Origin of the sequence: Gluconobacter wancherniae NBRC 103581 (assembly GCF_007988885.1) — a bacterium.
GTDB lineage: Bacteria > Pseudomonadota > Alphaproteobacteria > Acetobacterales > Acetobacteraceae > Gluconobacter > Gluconobacter wancherniae.
In genome coordinates this window covers 561,195-583,193 of sequence record NZ_BJUZ01000001.1, presented here as the reverse complement: position 1 = coordinate 583,193, position 21,999 = coordinate 561,195, and the positions used below count along the sequence as shown (strand labels likewise).

The 21,999-nt window shown below is 57.8% G+C and carries 20 protein-coding genes; 12 read left to right on the top strand and 8 right to left on the bottom strand.

Annotated features, from left to right (window positions below; genetic code table 11):
* Positions 1-47 precede the first annotated feature (47 nt).
* From GWA01_RS02660 to GWA01_RS02650, 3 genes are read right to left on the bottom strand one after another with little or no spacing between them, the layout of a single operon-like run.
* Positions 48-878: a DNA-methyltransferase gene (locus GWA01_RS02660; protein WP_146793754.1), complete on the bottom strand. Its 831-nt coding sequence runs from the start codon at positions 876-878 to the stop codon at positions 48-50.
* Positions 875-2,020 (bottom strand): murein transglycosylase A, encoded by a 1,146-nt coding sequence (mltA, locus tag GWA01_RS02655; RefSeq protein WP_146793751.1) that lies wholly within the window; start codon positions 2,018-2,020, stop codon positions 875-877. The genes GWA01_RS02660 and mltA overlap by 4 nt, the downstream gene beginning before the upstream one ends.
* Before the next feature lie 22 nt (positions 2,021-2,042).
* Positions 2,043-2,819 carry a Tim44/TimA family putative adaptor protein gene (locus GWA01_RS02650; RefSeq protein ID WP_146793748.1) on the bottom strand — a complete coding sequence of 259 codons (777 nt, stop codon included), beginning with the start codon at positions 2,817-2,819 and terminating at the stop codon, positions 2,043-2,045.
* Between the two features lie 181 nt (positions 2,820-3,000).
* Between GWA01_RS02650 and secB the strand changes: the two genes are divergently transcribed.
* On the top strand, positions 3,001-3,528 hold the full coding sequence (gene secB / locus GWA01_RS02645; RefSeq protein ID WP_146793745.1) for a protein-export chaperone SecB: 528 nt from the start codon (positions 3,001-3,003) through the stop codon (positions 3,526-3,528).
* A gap of 5 nt (positions 3,529-3,533) precedes the next feature.
* Here secB and GWA01_RS02640 read toward each other — a convergent pair whose 3' ends face one another.
* Together GWA01_RS02640 and hemC are read right to left on the bottom strand one after the other, a co-directional pair.
* Positions 3,534-4,202 (bottom strand): uroporphyrinogen-III synthase, encoded by a 669-nt coding sequence (locus GWA01_RS02640; protein WP_146793742.1) that lies wholly within the window; start codon positions 4,200-4,202, stop codon positions 3,534-3,536.
* A 2-nt stretch (positions 4,203-4,204) separates the two neighbouring features.
* Positions 4,205-5,254 carry a hydroxymethylbilane synthase gene (gene hemC / locus GWA01_RS02635; RefSeq protein ID WP_146793739.1) on the bottom strand — a complete coding sequence of 350 codons (1,050 nt, stop codon included), beginning with the start codon at positions 5,252-5,254 and terminating at the stop codon, positions 4,205-4,207.
* Positions 5,255-5,320: 66 nt separating this feature from the next.
* Between hemC and tsaD the strand changes: the two genes are divergently transcribed.
* Genes tsaD through GWA01_RS02615 form a run of 4 tightly spaced genes read left to right on the top strand, consistent with a single transcriptional unit; the run spans position 5,321 to position 8,987 of the window.
* Positions 5,321-6,397, top strand: coding sequence for a tRNA (adenosine(37)-N6)-threonylcarbamoyltransferase complex transferase subunit TsaD (gene tsaD / locus GWA01_RS02630; RefSeq protein WP_146793737.1), 1,077 nt, complete (start codon positions 5,321-5,323; stop codon positions 6,395-6,397).
* Between the two features lie 48 nt (positions 6,398-6,445).
* On the top strand, positions 6,446-7,273 hold the full coding sequence (locus GWA01_RS02625; RefSeq protein ID WP_146793735.1) for a 23S rRNA (adenine(2030)-N(6))-methyltransferase RlmJ: 828 nt from the start codon (positions 6,446-6,448) through the stop codon (positions 7,271-7,273).
* Between the two features lies 1 nt (position 7,274).
* On the top strand, positions 7,275-8,246 hold the full coding sequence (locus tag GWA01_RS02620) for an NAD(P)H-dependent glycerol-3-phosphate dehydrogenase (RefSeq protein ID WP_146793733.1): 972 nt from the start codon (positions 7,275-7,277) through the stop codon (positions 8,244-8,246).
* Positions 8,247-8,276: 30 nt separating this feature from the next.
* Complete coding sequence (locus GWA01_RS02615) at positions 8,277-8,987, top strand: TylF/MycF/NovP-related O-methyltransferase (protein WP_186819432.1); 711 nt, start codon at positions 8,277-8,279, stop codon at positions 8,985-8,987.
* Positions 8,988-8,989: 2 nt separating this feature from the next.
* Here the strand turns inward: GWA01_RS02615 and GWA01_RS02610 are convergent, their stop codons facing one another.
* A complete protein-coding gene (locus GWA01_RS02610; protein WP_229316006.1) occupies positions 8,990-10,201 on the bottom strand; it encodes a NupC/NupG family nucleoside CNT transporter in 1,212 nt (403 codons plus the stop codon).
* A 154-nt stretch (positions 10,202-10,355) separates the two neighbouring features.
* Between GWA01_RS02610 and GWA01_RS02605 the strand changes: the two genes are divergently transcribed.
* On the top strand, positions 10,356-10,850 hold the full coding sequence (locus tag GWA01_RS02605) for a glutathione peroxidase (protein WP_146793729.1): 495 nt from the start codon (positions 10,356-10,358) through the stop codon (positions 10,848-10,850).
* On the opposite strand, the gene GWA01_RS02600 is transcribed toward GWA01_RS02605, so the two are convergent.
* Positions 10,834-11,229: a DUF4112 domain-containing protein gene (locus GWA01_RS02600; protein ID WP_146793727.1), complete on the bottom strand. Its 396-nt coding sequence runs from the start codon at positions 11,227-11,229 to the stop codon at positions 10,834-10,836. The genes GWA01_RS02605 and GWA01_RS02600 overlap by 17 nt on opposite strands.
* A 120-nt stretch (positions 11,230-11,349) precedes the next feature.
* Between GWA01_RS02600 and GWA01_RS02595 the strand changes: the two genes are divergently transcribed.
* From GWA01_RS02595 to GWA01_RS02580, 4 genes are all read left to right on the top strand, one after another.
* The gene (locus tag GWA01_RS02595; RefSeq protein ID WP_146793725.1) at positions 11,350-11,592 is read left to right on the top strand and encodes a hypothetical protein; all 243 of its coding nucleotides are present in this window, start codon (positions 11,350-11,352) and stop codon (positions 11,590-11,592) included.
* Between the two features lie 62 nt (positions 11,593-11,654).
* Positions 11,655-13,223, top strand: a complete 1,569-nt coding sequence (gene murJ / locus GWA01_RS02590; protein WP_146793723.1) for a murein biosynthesis integral membrane protein MurJ — start codon at positions 11,655-11,657, stop codon at positions 13,221-13,223.
* 97 nt (positions 13,224-13,320) lie between these two features.
* Positions 13,321-15,960, top strand: a complete 2,640-nt coding sequence (mutS, locus tag GWA01_RS02585) for a DNA mismatch repair protein MutS (protein ID WP_146793721.1) — start codon at positions 13,321-13,323, stop codon at positions 15,958-15,960.
* Positions 15,961-16,041: 81 nt separating this feature from the next.
* The gene (locus GWA01_RS02580) at positions 16,042-18,783 is read left to right on the top strand and encodes a [protein-PII] uridylyltransferase (protein ID WP_146793719.1); all 2,742 of its coding nucleotides are present in this window, start codon (positions 16,042-16,044) and stop codon (positions 18,781-18,783) included.
* On the opposite strand, the gene GWA01_RS02575 is transcribed toward GWA01_RS02580, so the two are convergent.
* Entirely contained in the window at positions 18,743-20,461 is a 1,719-nt protein-coding gene (locus GWA01_RS02575; RefSeq protein ID WP_228118291.1) for a tetratricopeptide repeat protein, read from the bottom strand. The genes GWA01_RS02580 and GWA01_RS02575 overlap by 41 nt on opposite strands.
* 151 nt (positions 20,462-20,612) lie before the next feature.
* On the opposite strand from GWA01_RS02575, the gene GWA01_RS02570 reads away from it, so the two are divergent.
* On the top strand, positions 20,613-20,954 hold the full coding sequence (locus tag GWA01_RS02570; RefSeq protein WP_146793717.1) for a hypothetical protein: 342 nt from the start codon (positions 20,613-20,615) through the stop codon (positions 20,952-20,954).
* Positions 20,955-21,007: 53 nt separating this feature from the next.
* Positions 21,008-21,988 carry an NHL repeat-containing protein gene (locus GWA01_RS02565; protein ID WP_146793715.1) on the top strand — a complete coding sequence of 327 codons (981 nt, stop codon included), beginning with the start codon at positions 21,008-21,010 and terminating at the stop codon, positions 21,986-21,988.
* Positions 21,989-21,999: the final 11 nt, after the last annotated feature.

Sequence of the window (21,999 nt, the reverse complement as noted above, 5' to 3'; positions counted from 1 at the left end):
CACAAAGTCAAAACGATTGAGCCTGTCAGAAAGATCGGCCTAGCCGATCAGTTCTCGTCCAGCCCTGCTTTCTGTGCATCCAGATAGGCACGCAACCGATCCCGCGCGACCCGTACATAAGACGTATCAGCCTCAATCCCAATGCCTCTGACACCTACTTTTTCCGCAGCGATCACACTCGTACCAGAACCCATAAACGGATCAAGCAGCACTGTTTCCGAGTGAACTCCATGCAGCCTGAGGCATGCTTCGGGGAGTGCTACCGGAAATGTTCCAGGGTGACTGAATTTCTCACGTCGGCTGCGCACAGTTTCGTAGGGAATGAACCATGTGTCGCCACGGCAGCGCCTGTCGATATTGTGGCTACGGCGCGTGATATTGGATTTGTCCGTAAACGGGACACCCGCCTCAAGCCGTGCAACCGGCACGTCTCCCGTCTTTGTCAGATGAAAGACGTGCTCGTGGTTACGATTGACAAAACGGCTGGAATTAACTGGCTTGAAATGCCCGTGCGTAACCTCCCCAACCGAGATCGATTTGACCCAGGTGATGTGGTTTTGAAGCACGAACAATCCGCGCAGGCGGACCATAAGTTCAAACGGGAGCCAGGGCTGTGCAGATGATCCGGCAATATTAAGGAAAAATGACCCGTCATCCCGCATGACCTCTCTCAGGCTGGAACATACACCTTCCATCCAGTCGAGGTAATCCTCCTCAGCCATCTTGTCGCTGTAACTGCGATACGCGAGTCCCAGATTATAGGGAGGAGACGTAACAACCACATCCACGCTCCGGGGGGCGATCCGCTTCAGTACACGTGCGCAGTCTCCCCGGATCAGCGTATGTACACCGAGATTTTCCCGGCGGGCACGGATCATTGAGCGTCCGGAACGGCAGGCGGTCTGGGCAGAAGGATGGTCATCTGACCTTTTTCATGGAGATTCCCAGCCACGTACTGCGCAAAAACGCCCCAGCCCGTAAATAGGTCTGCACGGCCCGCACCCTTGATATCCGTTCCGATATCCTGAGCAAAAGCCAGATGCTTCCAGTCTCCAACCACACCCTTGGCATCCGGAAGCCGTGTTTCGACCCAGACCGGTGTCGCAAAGGGAATCAGCGAGCGGTCGACCGCCAATGAGCGACCCGCAGTAAGGGGAATGCCGAATGCACCAGAAGGCCCCTGTGCCAGACTGGTCGAAACAGTGCGAAAAAAAACATAGTTCGGATTGCGCTCAAGAATATCGCGGATCCGGTCTGGATGGGCGGTAAGCCAATTCCTGATGCTGTCCATGCTGACCGCATTAGACGCAAGCTCGTTTTCCTGAACAAGAACGCGTCCGATCGGCACATAGGGCTGCCCGTTGCGGCCATCATAACCAACACGGATCTGCCTTCCATCCGGCAACGTCAAACGGCCAGATCCCTGAATCTGGAGAAAAAACAGGTCCACCGGGTTCTTTACCCAGGCAATTTCCAGACCGCGCCCCGCAAGAGCGCCTCCATCTATCGCTGCACGATCATAATAGGGCTGGAATTGGCCATTGACCCAGCGTCCGGTGACCATCTCTCCATTGGTCGCTTTCGCTCGCACCAGATCGTCCGGACGGCGATAGAGGGGCGTCTGATAAGCGCCGCCCTGCGTCAGGGATGCATCGATCTGCGGCTCGAAATAGCCCGTGTAGAACGCGGACGTTTCCACGAGATATGGCTGGAACCATGTCTGGAGGAACGTACGTGCATCCGTTGCAGTTTCCAGTGCGGAACACGCGCCAGACCAGTCACTCGCCAGACGGCCATAAGGAAGAGATACAGCGCCGCCCAGAGAGGTTTCAGGCGGGAGCTGCGCCAGTCGGTGACATTCCTGCCGCAGAACAGGCATTACTTCCTGCGTCTGTTCTGCGCTCCAGCCTGCCAGCGCATCGAAACCAACTGGCGAGACTGAAAATTCGGAAGATGACTGCTGGGAGGAACACGCACCAAGAATCGACAACGACACAACGGCCAGCAGGGAACGCTTCATGTGTAAACCGGTAAATCCTATTTTAAGCGGGGCGAGACGCTGCCAGACGCCAGGAAGCGCCAGCAATGCCAAGGATGCGTTCAAAAAGCCAGAGGTCATGAAACTCGGTGACGGCATCCGTGCCCTGAACTGGTTCCCCATTGCGGTCTGTCAGGATATTGACCTGCCGGGACACAATGGACACCTCGATCGCCGCAGTTTCAGCGCCGCGATCATCGACAGTCACAGAAGCATCCAAGATCGACAGGCGTTCAATAGCGCGAAGGTCGCTTCTCTGGCTTTCACCGGCCTCGGTGCGCGCGGCTATGGCCGCCATGAACGCAGCTTCCGTTTCTGCAGTCAGAAGGCCGGCAAGCGCGGGCTGATCGCCGGCTGCGAAAGCAGGGACAATCCTGCGAAACGCAATATCGACCTGATCCAGAAACTGGGAGGGCGTGAAACCATTTTCGTGTTCAGCGATGCGAGACAGAATGCCCCCCACGCGAGTAGCCGGTGCCGGGATTTCGCGCTCCGTCACCGTAGCCGGGGCATCCTGCGCCTCCCCCGCAGCACCAGGCAGCGGAGGCGGCTGCAGACGCTTCTGTGCGGCATTAGGTGAGGACGGACGCCCGGAAACACCTTGGAAGCCTTGCGGCCTCTCCTCACGAACGGCCTGAGCGCCAACCCGGCGCCCCAGCACACGGTAGAGGCATATCCCCAGACCGACAGCGAGCCCAGCGAGAACCACGATGTCCCAGGGGAACTGGTCACTCACCCGCTCAATCAGGTTGGAGGGAAGATGGATGCTGTCAGAAGCCATGAAGTTTTTGTTTCGCGCCAGTCGTGGAGATTTCTGCCCTTAGAGATAGGGTGCCGCGACCATAACCTCAACCTCCACCATTCAAGCGGGTGTCTTGGCGGCTGATAAACATCATGCTACCGCCGAGTCATCACAACCGTTCCATCGACGTTCGCAAGTTCCTGCGGACACGGAGACCGTCATGTCTGAAAACAACGCTCCCGCCAACGATACAGCAGGCCTCGAAGGCAATCCGCCGCCAATGCCCCTGTCCGTTAACCTGCAGTACACGAAGGATCTTTCCTTCGAGGTTCCAGCTGGAGCAGCAATTTTTGCATCCCTGCGCACCGCTCCGCAGATTTCCGTCAACATCGACGTTCAGGCAAATCGCCTCGAAGAACAGGCTCCTGTTTTCGAAGTCGCTCTTGCTGTCCGCGCAGAAGCTGTTGAGCCGCCAGAACAGGAAGGTGGCCAGGCTGGCCGCACGGTATTCATTGCCGAGCTGACCTATGCTGCCATCGTCACACTCGGCGACGCACCTCAGGAGCTAGTCGAGCCGATCCTGCTTGTTGAAGTCCCGCGCCTCATCTTCCCATATGTCCGCGCGATCGTCAGCGACGTCACACGTGATGGCGGCTTCCCGCCAGTCGTTCTGCAGCCGATCGACTTCGTGGCACTGTGGCAGGCCAAGCGCGCGCAGCAGTTCCCGGAACCAGCTGGCGAAGCCTGATCTTCTTACAGTTCGAAATGCCCGAGCCGCTCAAGCGGATCGGGCCACTCAACTGCGCGCCACTCCTTTTTGCTGAGGCGCGCAGCAATGGCCTCCGAGAGACACAGTGCCCGGACCGCCGCAAGCCTGATGCCCGGAGCGCCCTCACAGGCAGCCATGAAGGCAGCAGCCGTCTCACCTGAATAAAACAATACGGCTTCCACGTTTTGGTGGATCAATGCGTCCAGAGCCTGCTTACTTAAAGCCCCTGCTTTCTCCACGCGATACACCTCATCGCGCGAAGCCCGGAGATCACGGGCCCATTCGCGCCCATAGCCGTGTCCGCAAGCAAGAAAAAGACGTGGTCCTGTAACCCCACGCGCGCGACACAACTCCGCCAGAGACACAGCGTTTCCATCCGCCGTCTCTACATGCAGAAACCCGGCATCACGTGCTGCATCTGCGGTAACAGAACCAACAGCGAATATCCGACGCTCACGGGGCTGAACGGAAAGGGCAGGAATGGCATTTGCGCTGGTAATTGCGATGGCATCCACATCCAGCACAGGCAGTGGTGCAAAAAGCTCGATACGCAACATCGGGCAGGCAATCGCCTGCCAACCCTGTGCCTCAACAGCATCAGCCGTTCTGGTCAGCCCAGGCAAGGGCCGGGTGACAAGAACGGATCGCTTCATTTTCAGGGACGTCTGATCTCAGCAAAAATTGCCTCTGGCGTATCCCGGCGCAGTTCTACTGCAAGTTCATACCCCATTCGTGCGGCATCCAACGGCGCACCGCGGATTTCACGACGCAGCAGGAATTTTCCATCCTCACTGGCAACAAGGCCGCTCAGATGAAGTTCACTGCCATCCATACGCGCATACCCACCGATCGGAGTGCGGCATGAACCATCAAGTTCCGCCAGAAGAGCGCGCTCGGCTGTTGCAACAGCACGGGCTTCGGGATCTTCAATCGCAGAAAGGAGTTCTCGCAGGTCGATATCACTCTCACGAACCGTCACGCCCACAATGCCCTGCCCCGAAGCTGGCAGCATCTGGGACGGGTCGATCACCACGTCCACACGATCTTCCATGCCAAGACGTCTCAGACCTGCAAGCGCCAGAAGTGTTGCATCGCATGCTCCTGCACGCAGCTTGTCCAGACGGGTCTGGACGTTTCCGCGCAACAAGCAGAATCTGAGATCAGGGCGACGATTGAGCATCTGTGCCTGACGGCGCACGGATGCGCATCCAACCAGTGCCCCCTCAGGCAGACAGGCATAAGGATCAGCCGGATCAAGCTTTACCGTCCGGTCCCGCAGAATCAGCGCATCGCGGGCATCTTCGCGCTTCAGGGTGCAGGCCAGAACCAGACCGGGCGGTAGATTCGTCTCAAGATCCTTGAGGCTGTGAACCGCAAAATCGATTCTGCCAGCACTGAGTGCCTCGTGGATTTCCTTGGAAAAAAGGCCTTTTCCGCCGATCTCTGCCAGACGCTGAACGAGATTACGATCTCCTTCGGTGCTGATCTGGTGCTCCTGGAAAGCACCCATATCGCGCAGGACAGGGCAAAAGCGCGTCAGGCGCGTAAGAAAATTACGCGTCTGTACGAGAGCCAGCGGAGAGGCTCTTGTGCCGACACGAAGCGGAAGCTTGCGGCGGGGGGACTGCTCGGCGGCATGGGAGCGCCGAACTGCCTCAGCGGCGGCCTTCTGGAGAGCATCCGAAGACATGACGGAAACGTTCATGAGCGGTAGTCCTACTCCATTCCCACGGGGCTGTCATGATACGACAGACTCGGCCATAATGGCGGCATGTCTGACACGCCCACCCTCCGCCCGCTTCTCGCTATCGAAACCTCCTGCGACGATACGGCCTGCGCCATTCTCGCCTATGATGGACGGATTTTGGCGGAAGAGGTCCTTTCCCAGAAAGACCATGCAAAACTGGGCGGCGTCGTCCCGGAAATAGCAGCCCGCGCGCATCTGGATGCACTCCCGGCCATCGTATCTTCGGTTCTGCAAAAGGCTGACCTTACGCTCTCGGACATCGATATTTTTGCAGCCACAACAGGACCGGGCCTGATCGGTGGCCTGATTGTGGGAAGCTCCTACGCAAAGGGCCTTGCGATCGCGATGGGCCGCCCCTTCATGGCGATCAATCACATCGAGGCCCACACCCTGACCCCTCGCCTGCCAGAGCTTGAAGGGGATCTACAGTTTCCTTATCTGACAATGCTGGTTTCAGGTGGCCATTGTCAGTGCGTCTCAGTGAAAGATGCGGGCCAATACGTCCGCTTGGGCGGAACCATAGATGACGCGGCAGGCGAGGCCTTTGATAAGGTTGCCAAGATGCTTGGTCTCGGCTGGCCCGGTGGCCCGGCTCTGGAAAAGCTAGCGAAAGACGGCCGGGATGACTCATACGATCTTCCCCGCCCTCTGAAGGGACGTGCGGGTTGTGATTTTTCTTTTTCAGGGCTGAAAACGGCAGTATCGCGGTTGATCGAACCTTTCGGATCAGGCGCCCTTCCCCGCAATATCGCCGCCGACATAGCAGCATCTTTTCAGCGCGCAGTGGCGGACGTCATGAAAGATCGTGCGGAACATGCATTGGAGATGGCCCCCGCATCCACAGCGCTCGTGGTCGCGGGTGGCGTAGCAGCGAACGCTACACTACGTTCATGCCTCGAGGGTGTGGCCCATGCTCACGGAATTCCATTCCTCGCTCCACCTCTACGGCTTTGCACCGACAATGCCGTCATGGTCGGCTGGGCAGCGCTTGAGCGCCTTCATCAGGGCGATCATCCAGACGACATACCCACGGCACCGCGCCCACGCTGGCCACTTTCCGAACGCACAGCATTCCGCGCTTCCGTCAGCGATCCGGCCTGATAACACCTCCCTTTTCCCCGCCAGACAGACTAACGAGGCCCCGCCAGAGTGAACTATCGCCACGCCTATCACGCCGGAAATTTTGCCGACTGCGTCAAACACGCGCTTCTTCTGAGTCTCATCCGTATTCTTTCCCGTAAAGACGCGGGTTTTTGTGTGCTCGACACGCATGCGGGATGCGGCAGGTATGATCTTTCCGGGGAAGAGGCCCTCAAGACGGGTGAATGGCATGATGGCATCGGGCGCCTGCTCGATCAGGTAGAACTGTCGCCAGCATTGAGTGACTATCTTTCTACGGTCCGAGCACTTGGGCTCTACCCCGGATCACCTCTGATTACCCGCCATGCGCTTAGGCCGCAGGATCGCCTTGTAGCGTGTGAACTTCACCCGGAGGATGTGCGCCCCCTGCGTCGGCTGTTCAGGGCCGATCCGCAGGTCGCAATTCATCATCGTGATGGATACGAAGCTCTGCGGGCGCTTCTGCCCCCAAAGGATCTGAAGCGCGGCCTGGTCCTGATCGATCCGCCCTTTGAAAAGCGCGATGATTTCGAACGCTGTGCAGAAGCTGTTTCGTTAATCCGCTCCCGCTTTCGTGCTGCCACGATCGCCATATGGTACCCGATAAAACATCGTGCGCCGGTACGTACTTTCCACGATACCCTGATCAACGCGGGCATCCGCGATATCACGACATATGAATTCCTGCTTCGCCCTCCCCTTGATGCCACACGCCTGAATGGCTGTGGCGTGCTTGTGGTCAATGCGCCCTGGGGGTTTGACGAAGATGCCCGGGCAATCCTGACAGGATTACGTGACGGCCTGGATGGCACCCATGAAGAGTTGGACATCAGGATAGAGCGCCTTGCAGAGGAATGACATGAAAAGCCCCTCCATTGCCGTTATCGGAGCCGGCGCTTGGGGCACGGCCCTTGCCTGCTGCTGCGCCGGTGTCGCTGCTGAAGTCCTGCTCTGGATGCGTACGCCCGTCGCAGAGGGTGTGCGCATCCTACCGCGCCTTCCAGATGTCACCTTGCCAGACAATATTCACATTACGGGCGCCATGCCCGCGAATGCTGACATAGCGCTGATCGTAGTACCCACACAGACGCTGCGGAACGTCTCTACAAGGCTGGAAGCAGCGCTTGCGACCGGCATTCCAGTGATTGTTTGCTGTAAGGGACTGGAGAGCAAAACCAGCCTCCTTCCACTGGAAATTCTTGCCCAGACAATGCCCGGTCGGCCGACGGCGGTTCTGTCAGGGCCTAATTTCGCAATTGAAGTTGCGCATGGTCTCCCCGCCGCTGCGACATTGGCTGCACGGGATCTGGAACTGGCTCGCACGCTCGCAGCGAAGCTCAATACGACTTCGCTAAGACTATACGCAAGTGGCGACCCTACTGGCGTGCAACTCGCAGGTGCGGCGAAAAATGTCATCGCGATTGGCACCGGTATCGCCATTGGCGCGGGCCTTGGAGAAAATGCCCGCGCGGCCCTGATTACCCGTGCGGTCGTGGAGATCGGCCGCCTCGCAGAAGCAATCGGTGGAAAGGCTTCAACTATTGCAGGATTGTCTGGTGTTGGAGATCTGATCCTGACCTGCACAGGCGCCAGCTCACGAAATTACAGCTTGGGGCTTGAGCTGGGTGCGGGCAGAAAGCTCGCCAATATTCTAGCAGAACGCAGCACCGTTGCAGAAGGCGTGACGACAGCACCGGCGATTCTGGCGCTGGCTCGCAATCACAATGTGGACACCCCCATCATCGAAACCGTAGCCCGCCTGCTCGCCGGAGAGTTCAGCCCAGCCGAAGCGCGAAATCTCCTTCTGGACCGCCCCCCAACTCTCGAGTAATGCTTCGTCATGTGGATGAGAAACGAGCGAATGCGAAGGTTTATTGGCAGTAATCGCATTGCCAGAAAACTCACATTCGGCGTTCAGAACGCCATCCAGCTTGCCCTTCTGGCAGGGCACAAGCAGCCAGAGTCCGTACGTAGGGTCCGTGACTGCGCCAGACGGGGCCATTCGCTCCTGAGTTCTGACGAAGCCTTTACGCTCCACGAGATTGCACACGCACAATCCGTTCTGTGCGGATCGTTTGCAGAGTTTGGCGTCTATAGGGGCGCATCTGCCGCCCTCATCTGCGCAGTGAAAGGCACCAGAGAGTTACACCTTTTCGATACATTCGAAGGATTACCCTCCGGGTGCGAAAGTCAGGATGGGCGCGTGTTTCAGAAAGGCCAGTTTTCTGGAACGCTAAAATATGTTCGCGAGGTTCTCAATGGCGAGACAGGTGTTTTCTATCACAAGGGCTTTTTCCCAGACACGACAGCTGGCCTAGAAGATCTTAGGTTTTCATTCGTCCACCTCGATGTGGATCTGCATGATGCCACCCTGGCGGGGCTTGAATTTTTCTACCCACGCATGGTCTCTGGCGGGATCATTCTGACGCATGATTACTCGATAATTCCGGGTGTAAAGCGTGCGTTTGAGACGTTCTTCTCGCAACGTCCAGAGCGGATTATCGAGCTTCCAACCACACAGGCCATGATCATACGCGCCTGCCTGGAAGAAGACACAGCCCAGGCAGCCTGATTTCAGGCCGCGAGGAACAATCCTGCAATCACGGCACTCATGGCATTGGAGAGCGTCCCTGCCAGAACAGCGCGCGAGGCGAGACGCGCGATATCTCCACGGCGCGCTGGTGCAGTACTGCCAAATGCGCCGATCAGAATTCCGATGGTCGAAATATTCGCAAAGCCGCAAAGAGCAAACGACATGATCGTTATGGTCCGAGGGGAGAGCGTATGCGCATGGATCATGGGCGATAAGCTCACATATGCCACGAATTCGTTGAACGCGATTTTCTGACCCAGCAACCCTCCTGCCGTAATGCATTCTGCCCAGGGCACACCCAGCAGCCACGCAAAAGGCGCCATCGCAAATCCGAGTAATTGCGGAACGGAAAGCCCGGCAAGACCCAGAAGCCCATTGCCAAGCGCGATCAGGCCGACAAAAGCGATAAGCACCGCACCAACTGCAACAGCGATGCGAACGCCATTCAGCGCGCCAGCCGAAATGGCTTCGAACATGCTGTGATGTTCCTTGTCGGCTGGTGCAATCTGCGTTTCAGCCGGGCGATCTCCCGGAAAAAGAATTCGAGCAAACAGCAGACCACCCGGAATGGCCATGGCAGACGCCGCAAGAAGATTCTCCATTGGCACACCCAGCGATGCATACCCCGCCAGCACAGATCCTGCGATGGACGAGGTGCCGCTACACAGAACAGTAAACAGTTCCGCATCCGTGAGGCCTGCAAGGCAGCTCTGCAGCGCAATCGGCATCTCGCTCTGGCCCAGAAAAATCGTCAGGACCGCAGAGAATGATTCGATGCGGCTTGTGCCCAGAACCTTCGCCACCGCACCGCCAATGATCCGTGAAAGGGCATGCATTACACCCCAGTATTGCAAGAGCGCGAGCAGAGCAGAAACATAGACGATCTGGGGTAGGACTTTCAGGGCGAAGACAAATGCTCCGCCCCCGAACAGCGTATCCATTCTGGGTCCGACGAGGCCACCGAACAGAAATGAAATGCCCGCATCGCCATATGAAAGAATATGCGTCACACCATCGGAAATCGCATGCAGACCGCGCGCACCCGCTGGCACCCAGAGCACAAGTCCCGCGATCAGGACCTGCACCAAAAGTGCACGACCAGCCATTCCCCATTGGATGCGACGGCGATCCTGTGAAAACAGCGCGCCAACCAACAGAAGACCGACCATGCCGATCACGACGCGCAGGATCACCGCGTAAACTCCTCACCAAATGAAACGATCAGGGTGTCTGTGCGAAAGCGACATGTCCAGTAGGAGAAGAAATTTCTTGAGCAAAGAGGCAGCACGCCCCTCGCCCGCTGCGTTACAATTTCCTAGAGTGTGCCAAGCGTGAAGGGAGACCCCGATGACCTGTGCCTATGATTTCAGCCTTCCCGGACTTGAAGGTGGAACGCTCGATTTTTCCGCCTGGCGTGGTCGTCCGCTCCTGATCGTGAATACCGCTTCAAAATGCGGCTTCACACCACAATACGAAGGTCTGCAGCACCTATGGGCAACATTCGGGCGCAATGACCCGGATGGGCTGGTGGTTATCGGCATTCCCAGCAACGACTTCGGCAAGCAGGAACCCGGCTCCGCTAAGGAAATCGGCACGTTCTGCAGTCGCAATTACGGCGTGGGCTTTCCCATGACCGCCAAAGAAACAGTCAAGGGCGGCGATGCCATCCCCCTGTTCCGCTGGCTGGCTCATGAGGGCGGCTTTCTCTCCCGCCCACGCTGGAATTTCTACAAATATCTGATCGACAGGGAGGGAAAGCTGGTGCGCTGGTTCACACCCCTTGCGCGCCCGGACTCAGCAGGCGTCGTCGAAGCTGTCCATCGCGTTATTCTGGATAGGTAGTCCGCCGTGGAGCACGGCGCTGAATTGCCTGCTCCATCAGGGCGATGTTGCGCAGGTCAGCCTTGAACACCGTGTCGAAAATGTCTCCCAGAACCGGCACAATGCCAACCGCGCACTCCACGCCAACATTTACAAGCATTTTCAGAACAGTCGCCCGGTCCACGCCCAGTCTGTGCCCTTCCCAGACAATATAGAGCGACAGCCCCGCGCCAACGAGGTCTCCGCCACCGGGCACCAGGCCCAGGAGTGTATCAAGGCCGATCCGTGTACGGATACCAGGCAGCTTCGCCGCTGAATTAAGCCACCAGGCCAGCCTGTGCAGGCGCTCCAGCCTGCGGTGCAGCTCTGCGATTTCGTGGGACGTCGAGGCAGCTTTCATAGAGACATCATACAAAGTTGTGTCGCGCCCGTTGTATGAAGTTCGTTTTTTTCTTGACGCACCACCCTTTTACATTCCAGCCTCAAAACAGATACCGTGACAGTGACAGGAGACCACGTCATGAAAAACTCACTAACCAGCGTAATGATCCCACTGCTTACCGTCGCGGCACTTGGTGTCTTGACGCCTTGGGTTGCGCATCACGTCTCCTTTTTCCTCGGCCTTCCTGGCGCATTCTGGGCCAGCGCCATGCTAACGCTTGAAATCGTTTTGCTCTGCGTAGGGCTTGCTGCAGTTCGTCCAACCATGCTTGCCAGCACAAAAGTGGACCGGCGCCAGAGCGCGGAAACCATTCTGCACTAAAATCTGCGCGTTCCACGTCTGAGGATATGTTTCTGGAGCATGTCCTGCGCTAGGATCAGGGGATGCTGCGTAATCTCCTGACTGTTGGTGGCTGGACCATGCTTTCGCGTGTTCTGGGCCTTATTCGTGACCAGCTTCTGGCTGCTTTTCTCGGCGCAGGCGCCGTACAGGACGCGTATCAGGTCGCCTTCCGCCTGCCCAACATGTTTCGCCGTCTTTTTGGCGAAGGCGCGTTCAACGCGGCATTTGTGCCGATGTTTACGGCCAAATACGAAACAGAAGGCAAAGCATCAGCATTGCGATTCGCCGGTCAGGCGCTCTCCAGCCTGATCGCATGGCTCGTCATCCTGACGGTACTGGGCGAAATCTTCATGCCCTTTGTCATCCGGATTATCGGCTCAGGTTTCACCCACAAGGCGAACGACACGTTCGAGATTGCCGTAAGCCTCACCAGAATAACCTTCCCATACATGGTGCTGATCTGTGCAGCGGCCCTTGTCTCCGGAATGCTTAACGGCCTGCATCGTTTCAGCGCAGCCGCTGCGGCCTACGTCACATTCAATATCGTGGGCATCATCGCGGTTCTGTGCGGCGCATTGATTTGGCATCAGACGGCCGTTGCAAGTGCCTGGGGCATTACCATCTCCGGCTTCGTTCAGCTGGGCGCTCTTCTCTGGGCCGCCAAACGTGCAGGCATTGCACCGCATTTCGTCCGCCCGACCTTCTCAAAAGACATGCACCGTCTGCTGCGCCGGATGGGGCCCGGGCTTGTTGGCTCTGGCGTGACGCAGCTCAACCTTACGGTTGATACTGTCATTTCGACATACCTCCCGCAGGGCTCGGTTTCGTGGCTCTATTTTGCAGATCGCGTAAACCAGCTTCCTCTGGGCGTTCTCGGCGCCGCAGCAGGAACGACGCTACTTCCGCTTCTCACACGTCATGCTGCCAATAATGACCGCGACAACATGCAGGCCAGCCTGAACAGAGCCACCAATTACGCGCTTCTGCTCACGCTACCAGCAGCTCTTGGCCTTTTGGCACTCGCTCCTGCCATCATGTCCGCTCTTTTCGGGTATGGCCATTTCACGCCCATGGATGTCTGGCACTCATCACAGTCATTGCGGGCCTATGCCGTCGGATTACCAGCTTTCGTTCTGATCAAAGTGCTATCTCCCGGTTTCTTTGCAGAAGGCGACACTGCCACGCCCGTGAAGATCGGGTTCGTGACTCTTGCCCTCAACCTTGGGCTGAACCTACTTCTATACCGGCAACTTGCCCATGTCGGACCGCCTCTGGCGAGTGCGATTGCCGCTATCGTCAACGTGCTAATTCTGGCTGCCATCCTTTATCGCAGAGGCGTATTCCTCCCGGATCCAGCCATGCTCGGACGGGCGCTGCGGATCACTGCCGCCTCCATCATGATGGCCCTCTGGGTCGCAGCGGCACAGCATCTCGTAGCTCCTGACATCATTTTCTGGCGCGCCCTGTGGCGCGTCCTGATGCTAGGCGGGCTCATCACGTTTGGGGCGCTGGTTTATGGCATTACGCTTGATGCGTTGGGTGTGGTGCGCATTCGCGATGTGGCAAGCGCATTTCAGGCACGCCTGAACCGCCGACGCAAAAACATCTGATCGAGCAAATTCCTAAGAAGGTTCACAGCAGGGCGCCAACAGGTTAGGTTTCGCGCCCTCATTAATATATTCGGAGATCTGACCCATCGGCTCGTTCATGCCCCTGCCCTCAGCCGCCAATGCCACACCATCAATGGCGCAGTGGTTTGACCTCAAAAATCAGGAGCCCGAAGCGCTTCTGTTCTTCCGCATGGGCGATTTCTACGAGTTGTTCTTCGGCGATGCCCAGGCCGCGGCCATGGCACTGGATATCGCCCTGACCGCACGCGGCAACCATAATGGCGAGCCCATCCCCATGTGCGGTGTGCCGGTCGCCGCAGCCCCTGCCTATCTTTCGCGCCTGATCCGGCGGGGCTTTCGCGTGGCCGTTGCCGAGCAGACACAGACCCCGCAGAAAGGCCAGAAAGGCCCGCTTTCACGCGCGATCGTCCGGGTCGTATCTCCCGGCACATTGACTGAAGACGAACTACTCGAAGCCGGACGCGCCAACCTTTTGCTCGCCATAGCGCATAACGGCCAGAAACGTTCGACCATGATCGGTGCTGCTTGGATCGATATCTCCACAGGCGCATTCGAAACCACATCCGTACAGGCGACAGCGCTTGAAGAACTTTTGGCGCGTCTGGATGCAGCCGAAATTCTCGCAGACCCAGATCTGATTCCCCCTGATCACGCAGCACGCCTCGCCCCCGTACCATCGTCACCAACCGCCGAAACAGCCCGATCGCTGGTCGCACGCGCATATGGCGTCGCACAGGTGGACGCACTGGGTGACTTCCCGGATGAGCAGGCCATCGCCTGTGCAATGGCGCTTTCATACGTGCAACGCAGTCAGGCTGGCGCCCTTCCCCGTCTGAGCCGTCCCGTTCCGCAGGGTATCAGTGGCGTTCTCGGCATTGATCCGGCCACACGTGCCAGCCTCGATGTTTTGCGGACACGCGACGGCGAGACAAAATACAGCCTGTTTGGTGCCGTTTCGCGCACCGTCACGGCAGCAGGATCGCGCCTTCTTTCACAGTGGCTGGCTTCCCCGAGCACAGACGCCTCTGAAATCGTAGAACGTCAGGCGGCCTGGGTCTGGCTTCTGGACGTTCCGGGGCTGTGCGGCTCAGTGTCCGACATTCTCAAACGCACGCCAGATCCGGCACGCGCACTCGGGCGCATTTCAAGCGGGCGCGGCCAGCCACGTGACCTCGCGTCCATCCGCGATACGCTAATCGCAGCGAATGATTTCACAGCCCTGCTTCAGCCAGTCTGTGATACGAAAACACCACCCCTTATCCGGGCTTTGGTTGCAGGTCTGTATGGCCGTGCGGACTCGCTGCTGGATCGCCTCAAGGCTGCTCTTGCGCCTGACCTTCCGCCGAAGATCGAAGATGGCGGCGTCATCGCTCCGGGATTTGACCCTGAGCTCGACCATTTCCGCAATCTCCGAGACGAAAGCCGGCGTATCGTCGCAGCTCTTCAGGTACGCCTGTCCGAGCAATACGGGATTTCCAACCTCAAGATTCGCCATCACGCCCAACTGGGATATGTCATTGAGGTGCCATCGGCGGCAGGCACCAAACTGCGCGACAAACCCGAACTGGCATTCCGTCAGGGCACGGCCAGTCTGGCGCGTTTTTCAAACGACGAACTGGCCGACCTTGATCGCGCCATTCTCGAGGCTGCCGACAAGGCTTCCACACTCGAAAAACGCATTTTCTCCGAGCTATGCAGCCATATCCTTTCCACGCCGGCACTTGACGAAGTTGCGGAATATCTTGCGCTCGCAGACGTGCTGCTGGGGTGCGCACGACTGGCCGAGGGTGGCGAGTGGTGTCGGCCGGAAGTAACGGATGGCACCGAATTCGAGCTGATATCCTGCCGACATCCGGTCGTTGAAGCAGCCATTGCGGAAGCAGGAAATCCCGAAGCGCGTTTCATTCCCAATGACTGCGCTCTCCCGCCTGAACATCGTGCGATGCTACTGACCGGGCCCAACATGGCCGGTAAATCCACCTTTCTGCGACAGACAGCGCTTGCGGTTATTCTGGCGCAGGCGGGCCTGCCCGTCCCTGCAAAAAAAGCCCGCATCGGGATTGTGGACCGTCTGTTCTCCCGCGTCGGCGGGGCAGATGATCTCGCCCGGGGTAGGTCAACCTTCATGGTCGAGATGACCGAAACCGCCGCAATCCTCAATCAGGCTGGCCCGAGATCGCTGGTCGTTGTTGATGAAATCGGCCGTGGCACAGCAACGCTGGATGGTCTGTCGATAGCCTGGGCAACGCTGGAAGCTCTGCATACACAGCTTGGCTCCCGCACGATCTTTGCAACCCACTTTCACGAGTTAGGCGCGCTTGTGGAATTTCTACCGCGTCTGGCGGCCTACACCATGGCTGTGAAGGAATGGCGTGGGGAAGTCATCTTCCAGCACGAGGTGCGTCCGGGGGCCGCTCGCAAAAGCTGGGGCCTGCATGTAGCAAAACTTGCGGGAATCCCGACTTCCGTCGTCAATCGTGCCTCAAAGCTGCTAACAAGTTTTGAAAAAGAACAGGCGCATGCGCGCGCCTCCTTGCCGCTTTTTGATGCTATTGTAGACGGATCAGACGTAACGGAATCAGCTCTTTCCGAGAACGCATCGTCCATGGATCTGGTCAACGCAGTGAGCGCCCTCAAGCCCGACGAACTCTCTCCACGTGAGGCATTGGCAGCACTATACGAACTGAAACGCATTCTTCCCGAAAGTAGCACTTGAACAGAACGTGCATCCGGAGCGAAGATCATTTCCCCATCCACGAAGCCGATAACGGATAAGCCCCTGTCCAATCAAATTGCCATGGCCCCGTCACTGCAATCGGCCATTGACGCCGTCTCAGCCAAGGGCGCGCCTGCCCGCGAGACAGCACTCACGATTCTGCGCCGCCATCTTGGCGCGGGCCATGCCGAAATCCGCCATGGGTTTGAACGCCGCAAATTGCCAGGAGTTGCAGCCGCACGCGCACTGGCGGCTGTAGCGGATGAAATCGTATCGGCGCTGTTCAGTCTCTCCGCCAGCCAGGAGGACGCAACAGAGGAACCCCTCTGTCTGTGCGCAACGGGCGGCTATGGTGCGGGGCTTCTGGCGCCGTTCAGTGATATCGACATTCTCTTCCTGATCCCGGAAGCTCCGTCTACCGCCATGACGGCCAGGATCGAATACATTCTCTATGCGCTATGGGATCTGGGGTTGCGCGTTGGCCACGCCACACGTTCCATCACGACATGCCTCAAGGACGCAGCGTCCGACATTACCATCCGCACGGCGCTGCTGGATCTGCGCCCCATAAGCGGAGACCTCTCCCTCGCACGTGAACTGCGCACTATTCTGGGCAACGATCTCCAGAACGATACGCTTTGCCAGTTCATCAAAGGGAAAATTGACGAAAGACAGCGCCGTCATGGCCGCTTTGGCGACAATCCCTATATGGTTGAGCCGAACATCAAGGAAGGGCGCGGTGCAATCCGTGACCTCCAGACGCTGAACTGGATGGGACGTGCGGCCCTCGGATGTGCGGTTTCCGGCACGGCAAGCCCGCCGCCCACGCCATCCTTTGCATCATTCGGGCTCCTGACTGAGCGTGAAACCAACCGTGCCCGCCGTGCGTGGGAATTTCTCTGGACCGTACGCCTTCACCTTCACTACATCACCGGTCGCGCCGAGGAACGACTGACGTTCGACGTTCAGCCCGTGATTGGCGGCAGGATGGGGTATGCCTCTCACGGCAGACAACGCGGCGTAGAGCGCTTCATGCGCCACTATTTTCTCACGGCGCGAGACGTCATGCGCCTGACGCACGTCCTTCAGCCCGTGGTGCTGCTACACCTTCAGGATCAGGCAACGGGCACACAGCCTCCTGCTATTCCGGGCCCGGAAAATTTCGAACGTCAGGCCGGGCGCCTGCGTCCCGTGGAGCCCGTAAATTTCGCGACTAACCCTCGTGCGATGTTTCAGCTTCTCGATTGCGCACGACGGATGGATATTGAGCTGCACCCCTTTGCGGTCCAGCAAATCATCCGCAATGAACGGCACGCCATCAGCCTGCGAAACGATCCGGAAACAGCAAGAATTTTTCTGGATCTACTGTGCGAACCCAGCGCAGATCCAAACCGCGTCGTCCCGTTCTGGCTCCCCATTCTCAACGAGACAGGCCTGATCGGCCGACTTTTGCCAGACTGGTCACGTGTCGTGGGCCAGATGCAGTTCGACAGCTATCATATCTATACAGTCGATGAGCACATCATCGAAGCTGTGAGGATGATGGGGCAAATCGAGGCCGGGCAAATGGCGGACGAAATTCCGCTGGCTTACAATCTCGCCCGCGATCTCAGGTCACGTCGCGCTCTATATGTCGCGGTACTCCTGCATGATATTGGCAAGGGGCGTGGTGGCGATCATTCAGAAATCGGTGCTGATCTGGCCCTCGAAATCTGTCCCCAACTTGGTCTCGACAACGAGGAAACAGACACCGTTTCTTGGCTGGTGCTGCATCACCTGCTCCTGTCACACACAGCTTTCACCCGCGATATTGACGATCCCAGAACGATCCTTGATCTCGCAGACACCATTCAGTCCCCCGAGCGCCTTCGCCTTCTGCTTCTGCTCACAATCGCGGATATGCGCGCCGTCAGCCCCAAGGTTTGGAATGCGTGGAAAGCCACGCTGCTTCGTGAGCTTTTTTCCCGCGTTGCAGAAGTTCTTGAAGGCGGACTTGCCGCTACGGAGCGCGATGTTCGCGTCAATCATGCCCGCGAACTTGCCCGCGACGGCCTGAGTTCCGTTCTTCCCTCCACGAGCATTTCTCATTTTCTGGAGCTGGGATATCCAAGCTACTGGCTGGGTTTCGACACCGACACCCACATGCGCCATGCGCGCCTCGTGCATGATTCAGATCGCTACCTCTCCCCCGTAACCGTAGAAGCACTCCCTCTGCCAGACCGGGGCGTGACAGAAATTACGGTTCTCTGCGCCGATCATCCGGGGCTTTTTTCCCAGATCGCGGGCGCACTTGCGGTTGCCGGAGCCTCGATCGTTGATGCCCGCATTCATACGCTCAGCGACGGAATGGCACTCGATACTTTCTGGGTGCAGGATTCTGACGGTTGTTCGTTTGAAGAACCCCATCAGCTCAGCCGCCTGAACCGCCTGGTCGAACAAGCGCTGTCGGGTCGTCTGGATCTGGAAAAAGGCATAGCAGAGGCGTCTCACCACAGCGCATCACGGCGGATGCGCGCCATTCACGTCCCGCCGCGTGTGGTGATTGATAACGCAGCTTCGGAGCGCCACACCGTCATTGAAGTGAATGGGCGTGACCGCCCCGGCCTTCTGCATGACGTGACGTCCGCCCTCAACCGTCAGTCCCTGCAAATATCATCCGCACACATCACCACATACGGAATGCGCGCTGTTGACGTGTTCTACGTGCGCGATCTTCTGGGCATGAAAATTACAGACCCCAATCGTCTGAGCCAGATTCGCTCCGCGCTTCTGACATCCCTGATCACAGACCCGAACCAGACCCCTGCTCAGACCACCGCCTAAGCGCCACGGCCAGTTCTTCAATCACGTCGGGCCAGCTTTCTGCCGGTGGTGATGGGGCCTGCGGCCTGAACTGAAGGACGTTTTCGTACCAGGAGACGTCCTTCCAACGCCAATCTCCACCAAACCGGTTCAGCAGCCACAGGGGACGCCCAACCGCTCCGGCAAGGTGTGCAACAAGCGTATCCACACTAATCACAAGCGCACATCGCCCGACGGCATCAGCAAGACCGCCCACCGTTTCAATGTCCGACGGTTTCTCCATCCAGTCTGGAATGTCGCCGCGCTGTAGCCCGAGAAAACGCAAGCCGGGAATATCCTTCAGAATCTTCAAAAGCTTCACGTCTACAGACCGCCGCCTGTCAAAACGGTAGGTCGGGTTTCCAGACCACGTCAGCCCAACCAAATCCGGCTCCGGAAGCGTGCTGACCCGCAGATATGGAGCTTTCGCCGGAGCCTCATTCAGCCCCATGACGAACGGTAGGCTGAGCAGGCTGATTTCTGCATCTGCGCTTCCGTTCGAAGGTTGCAGGCACGACTCGTCCAGCCCAATAACTCTCGAAACCAGATCCTGTGTACCCTCTGGAAAACGAATCCTCAGAGGTTGCCTTTGTGCTGCCAAGGGCAGGAAGCGCAGAAACTGGACCATGTCGCCCAGCCCCTGCTCTGCAACAATTGTGATAGGCGAATTCCCTGCACTTCCATCCCAAATGGCACTCGCAGAACGGCCCGGCGCTAAAAGATTTCTCCGTGCCTCAAAGGCCTTCCATCCCTCGTAAAACTGCCCTCGTCCGAGCATAATGGTGCTGCGGTTAAATACAGCCATCGCGCCCTCGGCACTTTCAGGTGATGCGATCGCGATCCGCTCGAAAATGCTGGAGGCAGCCTCAGTTTCTCCAAGTTCACTCAGGACAGTCCCCAGATTTCCAGCGATTCGCAAATCATCTGATGCATCATCATGGGCGCGCTCCAGCGAGGCACGAGCGCTCGGAAGATCCCCGAGAGCCATCTGAACAAGACCAAGATTATTGAATGTCTGAGGCGAAACCGCGCCACATGCGACGGCCTGAAGAAGAACATCGCGCGCTTCATCAAGTGCGTTTGCCGTAAAAAGTACGGCCCCCAGATTTGCATGCGCTGGGCCATCAAACGGAAGTTTCGCCACGACATGGCGGAACTCGGCAGCCGCGTCATCAAGCTTTCCACGCTCAAACGCCATCTGGCCCAACCGTGTCCGTATCAGAGCATCATCTAAAGCGACTCGCTTGGCAGCATGCAGCGCAAACACCGCATCATCCCTACGTCCGAGTGCAATCAGTGCATCTGCGAGCGCAACATGAGCGCTGGGGTCCTCTGGTTGAAGCGCCCGCGCTACCGAAAGCGCTGCACGGGCAGGTTCTGCATGGCCTTCCCCAAGCAAGGCGAGTCCGAGCGTAATATGCATCCGCGCTCTTCGTGCGAAGGGAACACCCTGATTCTGAAGGGCTTTTCCAACCAGCCCTATGGCAAGTCCGTTCTGCCCTCTCATACGAGCCAGACATCCCAACCCATGCAGAGCGTCCGGCTGATATGCCTCCGTCGCAAGGATCTTGCGGAATATTTCCTCAGCCTGCTGCACCTCCCCTTTTTCCATCAGGGAGAAAGCAGCCGGAGTCGGATCAGGAAGGACGCTCTGGATCATTCTTCCTGTCGTGCCGCGATGGACGCCCAAAAGCCAGCAAGCACTTTCAACACAAATATCGAGATGGGAATTTTCTACCTCTCGTTCACGAGGCGTTCACAATTCCACCTTAAGATTGCACCTCCTCTCAAGCTCGAAAAAGTGCCTGAACATGCATCTTGAACAGAAAACAGGCCCAATTCCCGGGCGTGTATTTGCGACCTTTCGTCGCGGTATGACCACAAGAACGTTTCAAATCGAAGTGCGGCAGACCGACGCGGGCTACTACATCGCGCGCATGCCAGATCAGAAATGGTCAGTTGAGTGCCAGACCGCTGAAGCAGCCCTGCTCATGCACGCGGAGGTCCTGTTTCCAACGCAGTATTCAGAGCTCCCGTGGCTTGATAACCCACAGCCTGCTCCGTCTCATTACCAGAGACATACGGAAGAGCTGGCGCGGAAATCAGAAGCCGCACGCAGTTCAAGACAGAAGAAAATTCTCACACCGCTCTAAAATCCGCACTGGAAACTTGCCAAAATCCGTGGGGAAGCCGATGTGATGGAAGCATGATGAAGCAGCTTTCCTTCCGGCTTACCTGCACTCTCATGCTGACGGGCGCGCTCATGTTTGCCGCACCCTCAGCATTCGCAGACCGCCCCTGGCAGAACGCCCCTTCCCCGGCGAGTATCATTTCAGACACCCCGATATCAGGTGCCATACAAGGCAGTCTGACAACGAATTCTTCCGGGAAAATCTTTCTCCTCAACACTCAGGGCGCCCTGATGTCTGTGGGCAGTGATGGAAAAGTGTCGCCGCTCAAAGACTCTTTACCAGCACTCGCCCTGTTAACGTCGGAGCAGGACTCCTTGTGGGGCATTACAAATGCACCGACGCCTGAACTCCTTCAGATCTCGGATAGCGGCGAAATTCTTCAGCATCTCCCGCTCAAAACGCTTCTGGATGTAAAGAGCCACCTCTCCGCACTACAGGTACACGCCGGTCACGCGTTCATCGCTGACGAGGGCGCACCTGCTCTGAGCGTGCTTGATCTCAAAACCGGAATTGGCCATCGCTTTCTTGGCTATGACCCCTCGGTGACCGGAAGAAGACCCTTCATCCGGGCTGGGGCCCCGATTCTCGGGCCAGATCACCTTCCGAAAACCGGCGGTAACGTCCAGATGCTGGTTCTCGATTCCAAGGGACAGTGGCTATTTTATCAGCCTCCTGCAGGCCCGCTCTATCGTATCGATACATCCCTGCTCACAGACCCCGATTTTTCGCCAGTAGAACAGCTCGACGGGATCGTGGAGTGGCGTGACACCCCTTCCCTCGGTGGGCTGGTTTTGTCCTCCGACAATCATTTTTTCATGCTTGATGTGGCCAACGAAGCCCTTCTGTCCTTTGGCAGTGACCGCATTCCTCTCAAGCTCCTGACGGACCCGCGATTTGCTGGTTCGGTCGGTATTACGATCGCAGATGCAAAAACATTGGTCGCAGCGGCAAATGAGAGCGACGGTATGCACATTCTGCGCATCGCCTTGCCGTGAAATGTCGTGAT

Bases quoted from the DNA above. Each gene is read 5' to 3' on its own strand.
- tsaD (WP_146793737.1), top strand. From the start codon at position 5,321: ATGTCTGACACGCCCACCCTCCGCCCGCTTCTCGCTATCGAAACCTCC.
- secB (WP_146793745.1), top strand. From the start codon at position 3,001: ATGTCTGAAAACAACGCTCCCGCCAACGATACAGCAGGCCTCGAAGGC.
- GWA01_RS02565 (WP_146793715.1), top strand. From the start codon at position 21,008: ATGATGAAGCAGCTTTCCTTCCGGCTTACCTGCACTCTCATGCTGACG.
- murJ (WP_146793723.1), top strand. From the start codon at position 11,655: ATGCTGCGTAATCTCCTGACTGTTGGTGGCTGGACCATGCTTTCGCGT.
- GWA01_RS02575 (WP_228118291.1), bottom strand. From the start codon at position 20,461: ATGATCCAGAGCGTCCTTCCTGATCCGACTCCGGCTGCTTTCTCCCTG.
- GWA01_RS02660 (WP_146793754.1), bottom strand. From the start codon at position 878: ATGATCCGTGCCCGCCGGGAAAATCTCGGTGTACATACGCTGATCCGG.
- mltA (WP_146793751.1), bottom strand. From the start codon at position 2,020: ATGAAGCGTTCCCTGCTGGCCGTTGTGTCGTTGTCGATTCTTGGTGCG.
- GWA01_RS02600 (WP_146793727.1), bottom strand. From the start codon at position 11,229: ATGAAAGCTGCCTCGACGTCCCACGAAATCGCAGAGCTGCACCGCAGG.
- GWA01_RS02620 (WP_146793733.1), top strand. From the start codon at position 7,275: ATGAAAAGCCCCTCCATTGCCGTTATCGGAGCCGGCGCTTGGGGCACG.
- GWA01_RS02650 (WP_146793748.1), bottom strand. From the start codon at position 2,819: ATGGCTTCTGACAGCATCCATCTTCCCTCCAACCTGATTGAGCGGGTG.
- GWA01_RS02640 (WP_146793742.1), bottom strand. From the start codon at position 4,202: ATGAAGCGATCCGTTCTTGTCACCCGGCCCTTGCCTGGGCTGACCAGA.
- GWA01_RS02580 (WP_146793719.1), top strand. From the start codon at position 16,042: ATGGCCCCGTCACTGCAATCGGCCATTGACGCCGTCTCAGCCAAGGGC.
- hemC (WP_146793739.1), bottom strand. From the start codon at position 5,254: ATGAACGTTTCCGTCATGTCTTCGGATGCTCTCCAGAAGGCCGCCGCT.
- mutS (WP_146793721.1), top strand. From the start codon at position 13,321: ATGCCCCTGCCCTCAGCCGCCAATGCCACACCATCAATGGCGCAGTGG.
- GWA01_RS02615 (WP_186819432.1), top strand. From the start codon at position 8,277: ATGCGAAGGTTTATTGGCAGTAATCGCATTGCCAGAAAACTCACATTC.
- GWA01_RS02595 (WP_146793725.1), top strand. From the start codon at position 11,350: ATGAAAAACTCACTAACCAGCGTAATGATCCCACTGCTTACCGTCGCG.
- GWA01_RS02605 (WP_146793729.1), top strand. From the start codon at position 10,356: ATGACCTGTGCCTATGATTTCAGCCTTCCCGGACTTGAAGGTGGAACG.
- GWA01_RS02570 (WP_146793717.1), top strand. From the start codon at position 20,613: ATGCATCTTGAACAGAAAACAGGCCCAATTCCCGGGCGTGTATTTGCG.